Source organism: Enterobacter cloacae complex sp. I1M (assembly GCF_014982425.1).
Classification (GTDB): Bacteria; Pseudomonadota; Gammaproteobacteria; order Enterobacterales; family Enterobacteriaceae; genus Enterobacter; species Enterobacter intestinihominis.
Genome location: NZ_JADCLG010000010.1, coordinates 40491 through 48247, shown reverse-complemented (window position 1 = coordinate 48247; position 7757 = coordinate 40491). Strand labels below are relative to the sequence as shown.

The following is a 7757-nucleotide window of genomic DNA, read 5'->3' as shown; positions in this document are numbered from 1 at the left end:
GGGCTCGTTTAGGCAACGTTCGATTTCTAATCATCCCGCAAAGGTATCATTTCAGTGCGAAATCATCGCCCTGAACAGGACGTAGCATTATGAAGACACATCCACAGTACGAACCCTGGTTGCAGGGCATGCTCATCATCGCTAAGCACTATCGGCTAGATTTTTCGGCGGAGCATGTTCGGGTCACGATTAACCATGAAAGCCAGTCTTCGCGCCAGCTGGTGCTGGAGGAGATGGCGCGCCAGCTTGGGCTGGGGATGCGTTGGGTAGCGGCGGAAGCCGTATCGCTCGACCCGTGGCGCTTACCGCTGCTGGCGGAGTTCACCGGCGGGCAAATCGCGGTCATCAACCGTATGGACAATGAAGGGAACATCAGCGTGCAGTTCAGCGGCGACGGCGGCCTGGAGACGACGCTGACGCGTGACGAACTCGGTTCGCGGTTAAAAGGGCTGATGGTGCTGCGTCCCCTGGAGTCCACGCCGGATGCGCGCGTGGATGATTACATCAAACCCTATGAGAAAAACTGGTTCTGGCAGTTGGCGCTGAAAGACTGGCGTCGCTACAGCGACATTATGCTGGTGGCGCTGGTCGCCAACGTGCTGGCGCTCTCCGGCATGGTCTTTTCCATGCAGGTGTATGACAGGGTGGTGCCGTCCCAGTCGGAGGCCACGCTGTGGGTGCTGTTTGGGGGCGTGATGATCGCTATCGTGTTTGAATTCATCATGCGCATGCTGCGGGTGCATATTTCGGATGTGGTAGGGAAACGCGCCGACCTGCGTATTTCCGAGCGCGTGTTTGCCCACGCCCTGCGGATTAAAAACGGCGCACGGTCGAAATCGACCGGGTCGTTTATCGCCCAGATCCGCGAGCTGGAGTCGGTGCGGGAGCTGATCACCTCCACCACCATTGCAGCCATCTCCGATCTGCCGTTCTTCCTGCTGTTCGTCTTCATTCTGTGGATGATTGGCGGCCCGCTGGTGCTGGTGGTGCTGCTGGCCGTGCCGCTGCTGCTCATTCCCGGCCTGCTGGTGCAGCGCCCGCTGGGAAAACTCTCCAGCGAAGGGATGCGTGAATCGGCGATTCGTAACGCCACGCTGGTGGAAGCGGTGCAGGGGCTTGAGGACATCAAGCTGATGCGCGCCGAGCAGCGGTTCCAGAACCAGTGGAATAACACCAATGACGTTGCCGCCAGCGTCGGCATGAAACAGCGCTGGCTGACGGGGCTGCTGCTGACCTGGACCCAGGAGGTGCAATCTATCGTCTACGCCGTGGTGCTGCTGGTGGGCTGTTACCTGGTCATCAGCGGCGACATGACCACCGGTGCGCTGGTGGGCACCTCGATTCTGGCGTCCCGCACCATTGCGCCGCTGTCGCAGATTTCCGGCGTGCTCTCCCGCTGGCAGTCAGCAAAGGTGGCCCGCAAGGGACTGGATGACCTGATGCAGCGTCCGATTGACGATCCCCAGCACGGCAAAAAAGTGCATAAAGCCCACCTGCGCGGTGATTATCAGCTGGACGACGTCGGGTTTTATTACGACGAAGAAGAGAAGCTCACCGTGCTGAACGTCAGCAAACTGCGCATTCGCGCCGGGGAGCGCGTGGCGGTGCTCGGGCGGAATGGTTCGGGGAAAAGCACTTTGCTGCACCTGCTGGCGGGAATGCAGGAGCCACAGCAGGGCAGCATTTTGCTGGACGATATTGCTCTCAATCATCTTGACCCGGCTGACGTACGCCGCGATATGCAGCTGCTCAGTCAGCAGGCGAGGCTGTTCTTCGGCTCCGTACGCGACAACATCCTGATGGGTAATCCGCTGGCGACAGACGAGGAAATCCATCAGGCGCTGGTCAATAGCGGCGCGCTGGAGTTTGTGCGCAAGCAGAAAATGGGGCTGAACACCATCATCAACGAGGGCGGAATGGGGCTTTCCGGCGGGCAACGTCAGGCGCTGCTGCTGGCCCGCGCGCTGATCACCTCGCCGAATATTCTGCTGCTGGATGAACCCACCGCCTGGCTGGATGAGGTCAGCGAGAAGCAGTTTATCCAGCATCTGCACCAGTGGCTCGGTAAGCGCCGGACGCTGGTGGTGGCGACGCATCGTCTGCCGATTCTGGACCTGGTTGACCGCATCATCGTGCTGGAAAACGGCAAAGTGGTGATGGATGGCCCTCGTGATGCCATTTTACGCCAGCACGGAATGGCCCCGCAGCAGGCGCAGCAGCGCACGGTTAAACTGAAAACGGAGGGCGTGGCATGAATGATTTCTCCCGCTTTAATAGCCGACTGAAGGAGCCCCGCCTGCCGCGATCGTCGCTGGTGGCATGGTCGCTGTTTGCCCTGCTGGTGGTGTTTATTACCTGGGCCAGCCTGTTCCAGCTGGATGAGGTCACTACGGGCAGTGGCAAGGTGATCCCGTCCTCCCACGAGCAGGTGATCCAGTCCCTGGAAGGGGGGATTATCCACAGTCTGATGGTGCGCGAAGGCGATATCGTCGAGCGTGGTCAACAGCTTGCCCAACTGGACCGGACGAAAACCGAGTCCAGCGTGCTTGAGAGCGAGTCTCGATTAAATGCTGCGATGGCGACAGCCGCGCGTCTGAATGCTGAAGTGAACGACACCGGGCTGACATTCCCGGCAGAGCTGGATGACGACGTTGAGCTGGTTAAACAGGAAACGGCGCTTTACCAGTCTCGTCGCGAAAGCCTTGAAAAAGGGCTGGCGGGTTTACGCCAGGGAGCGGATCTCGTGCAGCGTGAACTGGCATTAACGCGCCCGCTGGTGACGCAGGGGGCGGCCAGTAAGGTCGAAGTCTTACGCCTTGAACGCCAAAAAAATGAGCTGGAGAGCAAAATCACCGAGATGAAAAACCAGTACTACGTTCGCGCCCGCGAAGAACTGGCGAAAGCGAACGCGGAAATCGAAGCGCAGCGTTCGGTGATGAAAGGGCGCGAAGACTCACTCACCCGCTTAACGTTTAATGCGCCGGTGCGTGGCATCGTGAAAGACATTGACGTGACGACGGTTGGCGGGGTGATCCCGCCGAACGGCAAACTGATGAGCCTGGTACCGCTTGATGACCAGATGGTGATAGAAGCGAAAATCTCGCCGCGCGATGTCGCGTTTATCCATCCCGGGCAAAAAGCGCTGGTGAAAATCACCGCTTATGACTACTCCATTTACGGCGGGCTGGAGGGGGAGGTGACGATGATTTCACCGGATACCCTTCAGGACGAGGTGAAACGGGATGTTTATTATTATCGCGTTTATATCCGTACAGACAGTAACCATCTGACTAACCGGCAGGGCAAGGAATTCCCGGTGTTTCCGGGCATGATAGCTACGGTTGATATCAAAACCGGCAGTAAATCCGTCATTGATTATCTGCTGAAACCGTTAAATAAGGCAAAAGAGGCGCTGCGCGAGCGATAAAAAAGGCGTTCAGCAAGCCGAACGCCCGTCAGATCAGAGTGTAGACGTCATGTTGACAGCATGGCGTCGTTCTTTTGGCACCACATTGATGTAATGTGTGACATAGGCAAAATATAAACCGGCATAATTTTCGACAAGTTCGATAAATGCCGGGTAAATGGACATCCGGCCATCGCCACGATCTTTAAGATAACCAGCCTCCTGTGCCGATTTGATAATGCGGTTGACGTGAATACGCGAGACGAAAAATTCTTTTGCAAGTGTGCTGGCTGAATACGCTATTATGGCACCGTATGCTGTTTTGTTTTTAATGGCCTGCAAATAGAGATAGAGCATAATCATTCGGCCACCATCCTTATCAATAAATAAACCCACCTCCGGAAGTACTTTACTGAATGTTAATCCGCGGAAAAGGTATTCTGCGGCGCGCCGGAAAAAGTTGTGCCTGAGTGTGTCATTGTCCAGAAGATTAACATTAATGTTGAATGTCGGATAAAGAATGCTAACAGGCGTGAACGCCCCGGACATATAGCGTTTAAGCTCATCCAGTCCTTTTTCCGTAGGCGCGATTTTTGTTTTTCGCCGATCTTCGGTACAGCGCCAGGTCTTAATTCGCCCGGTGGTTTTAAGTATGGTGATGATCGCAATAACGCTGTTAGGGCTGGCGATATTATAGCGTGAGCACAGTGCCTTAATCTCCGAGACCGACTCAGCCTGATTGCCAAAAACAAAACAACATATTGAGAGTATTATATTGAACCGTGATTCCTGAAGCATCGTTTTGTAGAACAGGGGTTGTTTTTTATAAATGGCGTCATTGATTCTGTAGTGTTCTATTATAGCTTCACTAAATCGCGGGTTGTTTTTAATGACATCCCGTCGATGTAGCAAAGCTCTGGATGAGATGTGATTATCCATAGCATTTTCTCTTTTTTGTCTGAGCCGATGAGAAGAAGTGTCCGGACTTCTTTTTCGGAATTTTCATTATACCTTGAGAAAGTCCTGGTTACTGTTGTTATATGAAAAGAAAATGATATTTATGCTGCATATGGATGAGTCGGTTGATTAACGCAAAGATGTTCATGTGCATAACATTGATAACGGTTTATTAACCAAATGGGGTGCGGTAAAATTATTCAATGCGACAAGGAATATTGGCTTTAATTACATATGGGAATGATGTTTGTATTCTCAGGAGCAGGTTATGTCTCAAAATTTACCCTCTGTGCAAGGTACTTGCTACAAGCAACGGTTTGTTATTTCAGCCTGCGGTTTCACCTTTGAAGGGTATAGCCTGCTTCTGAAATCTCGAGGCGTACACGCCACGCGACTCCATTTTGAAGAGGATGAAATATGTTCCGTTGACGTTGAAAAAATGATGGAAAATCAATCGCCCGAGGTTTCGGTTTTCCTTGGTCGTGACGTTGCTACTTTTCTTGAAAGCCTGAAGCGCTTGGTATCCGTTCTGAATGCACTGCCGGTGATTTGCAGGGTCACCCTGTATGGTGCACTACCTGAGCGATGGCTTAATGCAACGTTGAGAAGTCTCGTTAATAATACAAAAAAGCTTTCCACGATCAGGGTAGAGAATATTACAGAAATAATGGGCTTTGTAAAAAATGAGACAGATGAGCGTGCTGGCCCTTCACGCTTGTTGCGTAACGAACCAGACAAGGAGGGTAAAGAAAATTTGCATGGGTTAACACATCGCGAGTTAACCGTGCTACTGAATTTCTATCGGGGTATTTCCATAAAAGAGCAGAGTAAGAGGTTAGGGCTGTCAGATAAAACTATTTATACCCATCGCAAGGTGGGTTTGGGTAAATTATATATTATCAGAGTATGGTTTAGCGACTCTCGCGTTTTCAGAGATGAGGTTTGTGCAGGAAAAAATAAAACAAAAGTGTTTTCGGAAACGGAAATAGATATATTACAAGCGTTACATAAACGGGAAATCTTTGCGGCTTATCAAATTATCACTGATAGTGATAAAAAAGGAGTTGGATTTGAAATCCTGCTGCGCTGGCGTAAAAAAGGTGAGATCCTGAAGCCAACCTATTTTCTGGGAGGGATAAAAAATAGTGAAATATGGCTCAAGCTAACGGCGTTAGTCATCCATGCGGCCGTATCAGGTATCAATAAATACAATGGAAAATATTATTTTTCAGTTAACATTCCTCCTCAACTTGCTTCGGGAAACGCGCTGCCGGGGATGGCCAAAAAGGCCGTCGAAATGTTACTCAAACCGCAGTGGGCCGGGAAACTAGTCTTTGAACTAGCTGAAACGATTGACGTAACAAAGGATAAAAATATTCCCGAAACACTCCAGCGTTTACGCGCCGAGGGATGTCGGCTTTTTCTGGATGACTGTTTTTCAAAATATCATGCTATGTTGCCCATCAGACTGATTAATGTTGATGGACTAAAGCTTGATCGCGATATTGTTGAGCACTTTGTGGCTAATGACAAAGACTATAGCATTATTAAAGCGATACAGGTTTACAGCGACATGACGGGGACCGAATGCGTTGCGGAAGGCGTCGATAGCGAAGAAAAATTTGAAAAACTTGTCGCGTTAGGGGTTAAGCGATTCCAGGGTTATTATCTTTCCCACGCGGTTAAAGAAGAAGAGTTGGATCGAATGGTACGGCTATTTAGTTAACGGCTTCACTATGCTGGTGGTACGACAGACTACAGTATTCGACCACCAGTAAAAAACACTCAATCACCGTCGCAATAGTGTATTCTCAGATATCATCACGCGTAAAGCCGACAACAATTTCAAGTGTGTTGCGAATGACATCGCAGGCTTCAGGCTCCTCGGTAATTTCAAGGGCGTGAATCAGTTGCAGGATGATCTCTTTATTCGAAAGGTTGTCACCGGTCAGCATAATACAGCGTATTGCCGAGCCTAACACTTCAACTTCACCACTGAGATGCTTTCCAGCATTAAGAAAGTGTTCCGCCAGTCCTTTATCGTGCAGGGCTTCAAAATTATACGTCTGGTGCATAGTCGCTTTACTCATGGTGGTCACCGTCTCGGTTAAAATTAGTGTTTCTTATTTGGGCTCAGAAGCGTGTTGTGAGTAAAGAGAGAGCGCATGCGGCCAATATCATAATCGCCCATCACTCTTCCCCGGTCGTGCGATACGTCGGTTACACGCTGGCGCACTTCATCTTCAGCGGCAATCAATGCATTTTTACGCTCATCATTTGATTCAACGTTAGCCATCGCCAGCAGGCGATTAGCAAGAGACGCAAAGGTAATAGGTCCGTTCTCTTTCAGTATGGATAATACGGCCTCACCGATAAGGTCATCCTTAAGTCGTTCAAATTTAGTTCTATGCATAGCTTAATCTCACTCTGCTACACGCGGCTGTAGCATGGGGTTAGTCATCGCATCCAGATGCTCTATTCTCACTCAGCATGACTAACTTAGTAAGTTAAAAACAGTGTTCAGGTTAACGCTCGAAGAAGAGGGCTATCAAACCGTTATAGTGCGCTTTCTCAACGTCAGACGTTGATTCTTCAATTCTGCGCAACAGCTTTGTACAAATTGTCATTCTGCTCAGTTGTACATTTTCTTTGATGATCTCACTGACGATGGCACCAAGGGTTTCCTGCTGTGTTGGGACATTATCCTTGTTAAAATACAAGGTTATAGCGCTTTCTGCTGTAGAGGGAGCATGGTTGCGACGCATAATTTTCCACCGTTGACAAACAATTTTGTAACATCACTGGCATCGAATTTATACTATCCGGTCAAATCTGTACATCTAAATTGTACAAGTTTTTCGTGCAGTTCGGGGATTTGTCAGAAGAACTATCAAAATTAGGGGGGAAGAGAGGGAGAAAAACGTGGGGAAAAGAAAAGGCCCCGGAGGGCCTGAAATTATTTCCGTCCCAGCAGAAGTCCCAGAACGATGCCTACCGCACCCGCAGCGATTAAGCCCGTTAACGGGTTATTTCTGACGGCTTCAGTAACATCCGAGACGGCATCACTGGCCTGGGCAGCATATTTTTTCGCTGCACCTTTCACCTGATGTTTAGGGGAATCAACGAATTCACCAAACTGCTGCTGCGCAGAGCCGGATAATTCATCAAGTTTGTTTTTGGCTTTATCGCCAGCGTATTGTGCATTTTTATCAGTGTCGAAATCAGACATTCCAGCCTCCTTTTGTTGATAGTCTAAGGATAGACGCTGATGGCAAGAGTGAGAGAGAATTCGCTGAAATCGACGCCTGATTACCTCTTTTTAGGATATGTCTTTCTTACATGTCCACCATAACGCCCTAAGGATGGAGTGGATAAATATTTCCCTCGCCGTCTC

Annotated in this window: 8 protein-coding genes; 3 read left to right on the top strand and 5 right to left on the bottom strand. The window is 50.1% G+C overall.

Annotated features, from left to right (window positions below; translation table 11 throughout):
• The first annotated feature begins 89 nt into the window (after positions 1–89).
• Entirely contained in the window at positions 90–2255 is a 2166-nt protein-coding gene (locus tag INF86_RS05430; RefSeq protein ID WP_193543295.1) for a type I secretion system permease/ATPase, read from the top strand.
• Positions 2252–3427 (top strand): HlyD family type I secretion periplasmic adaptor subunit, encoded by a 1176-nt coding sequence (locus tag INF86_RS05425; protein ID WP_022648066.1) that lies wholly within the window; start codon positions 2252–2254, stop codon positions 3425–3427. Before INF86_RS05430 ends, INF86_RS05425 begins: the two co-directional genes overlap by 4 nt.
• A gap of 33 nt (positions 3428–3460) precedes the next feature.
• Here INF86_RS05425 and INF86_RS05420 read toward each other — a convergent pair whose 3' ends face one another.
• The gene (locus INF86_RS05420) at positions 3461–4345 is read right to left on the bottom strand and encodes a hypothetical protein (RefSeq protein WP_023300064.1); all 885 of its coding nucleotides are present in this window, start codon (positions 4343–4345) and stop codon (positions 3461–3463) included.
• Between the two features lie 286 nt (positions 4346–4631).
• Here INF86_RS05420 and INF86_RS05415 point away from each other — a divergent pair, with 286 nt between their 5' ends.
• Complete coding sequence (locus INF86_RS05415; protein ID WP_193543294.1) at positions 4632–6089, top strand: EAL domain-containing protein; 1458 nt, start codon at positions 4632–4634, stop codon at positions 6087–6089.
• An 85-nt stretch (positions 6090–6174) separates the two neighbouring features.
• On the opposite strand, the gene INF86_RS05410 is transcribed toward INF86_RS05415, so the two are convergent.
• From INF86_RS05410 to INF86_RS05395, 4 genes are all read right to left on the bottom strand, one after another.
• A complete protein-coding gene (locus tag INF86_RS05410) occupies positions 6175–6453 on the bottom strand; it encodes a biofilm development regulator YmgB/AriR family protein (RefSeq protein WP_075208094.1) in 279 nt (92 codons plus the stop codon).
• 23 nt (positions 6454–6476) lie between these two features.
• Positions 6477–6776, bottom strand: coding sequence for a hypothetical protein (locus tag INF86_RS05405; RefSeq protein WP_193543293.1), 300 nt, complete (start codon positions 6774–6776; stop codon positions 6477–6479).
• Positions 6777–6888: 112 nt separating this feature from the next.
• Positions 6889–7128: a regulatory protein YcgZ gene (gene ycgZ, locus INF86_RS05400; RefSeq protein WP_003857265.1), complete on the bottom strand. Its 240-nt coding sequence runs from the start codon at positions 7126–7128 to the stop codon at positions 6889–6891.
• Positions 7129–7319: 191 nt separating this feature from the next.
• Positions 7320–7592 carry a YqjD family protein gene (locus tag INF86_RS05395; RefSeq protein WP_003857263.1) on the bottom strand — a complete coding sequence of 91 codons (273 nt, stop codon included), beginning with the start codon at positions 7590–7592 and terminating at the stop codon, positions 7320–7322.
• Between the last annotated feature and the right edge of the window lie 165 nt (positions 7593–7757).

Coding starts and splice junctions, on each gene's coding strand:
- INF86_RS05410 (WP_075208094.1), bottom strand. CDS start 6,453: ATGAGTAAAGCGACTATGCACCAGACGTATAATTTTGAAGCCCTGCAC.
- INF86_RS05405 (WP_193543293.1), bottom strand. CDS start 6,776: ATGCATAGAACTAAATTTGAACGACTTAAGGATGACCTTATCGGTGAG.
- INF86_RS05425 (WP_022648066.1), top strand. CDS start 2,252: ATGAATGATTTCTCCCGCTTTAATAGCCGACTGAAGGAGCCCCGCCTG.
- INF86_RS05430 (WP_193543295.1), top strand. CDS start 90: ATGAAGACACATCCACAGTACGAACCCTGGTTGCAGGGCATGCTCATC.
- INF86_RS05420 (WP_023300064.1), bottom strand. CDS start 4,345: ATGGATAATCACATCTCATCCAGAGCTTTGCTACATCGACGGGATGTC.
- ycgZ (WP_003857265.1), bottom strand. CDS start 7,128: ATGCGTCGCAACCATGCTCCCTCTACAGCAGAAAGCGCTATAACCTTG.
- INF86_RS05415 (WP_193543294.1), top strand. CDS start 4,632: ATGTCTCAAAATTTACCCTCTGTGCAAGGTACTTGCTACAAGCAACGG.
- INF86_RS05395 (WP_003857263.1), bottom strand. CDS start 7,592: ATGTCTGATTTCGACACTGATAAAAATGCACAATACGCTGGCGATAAA.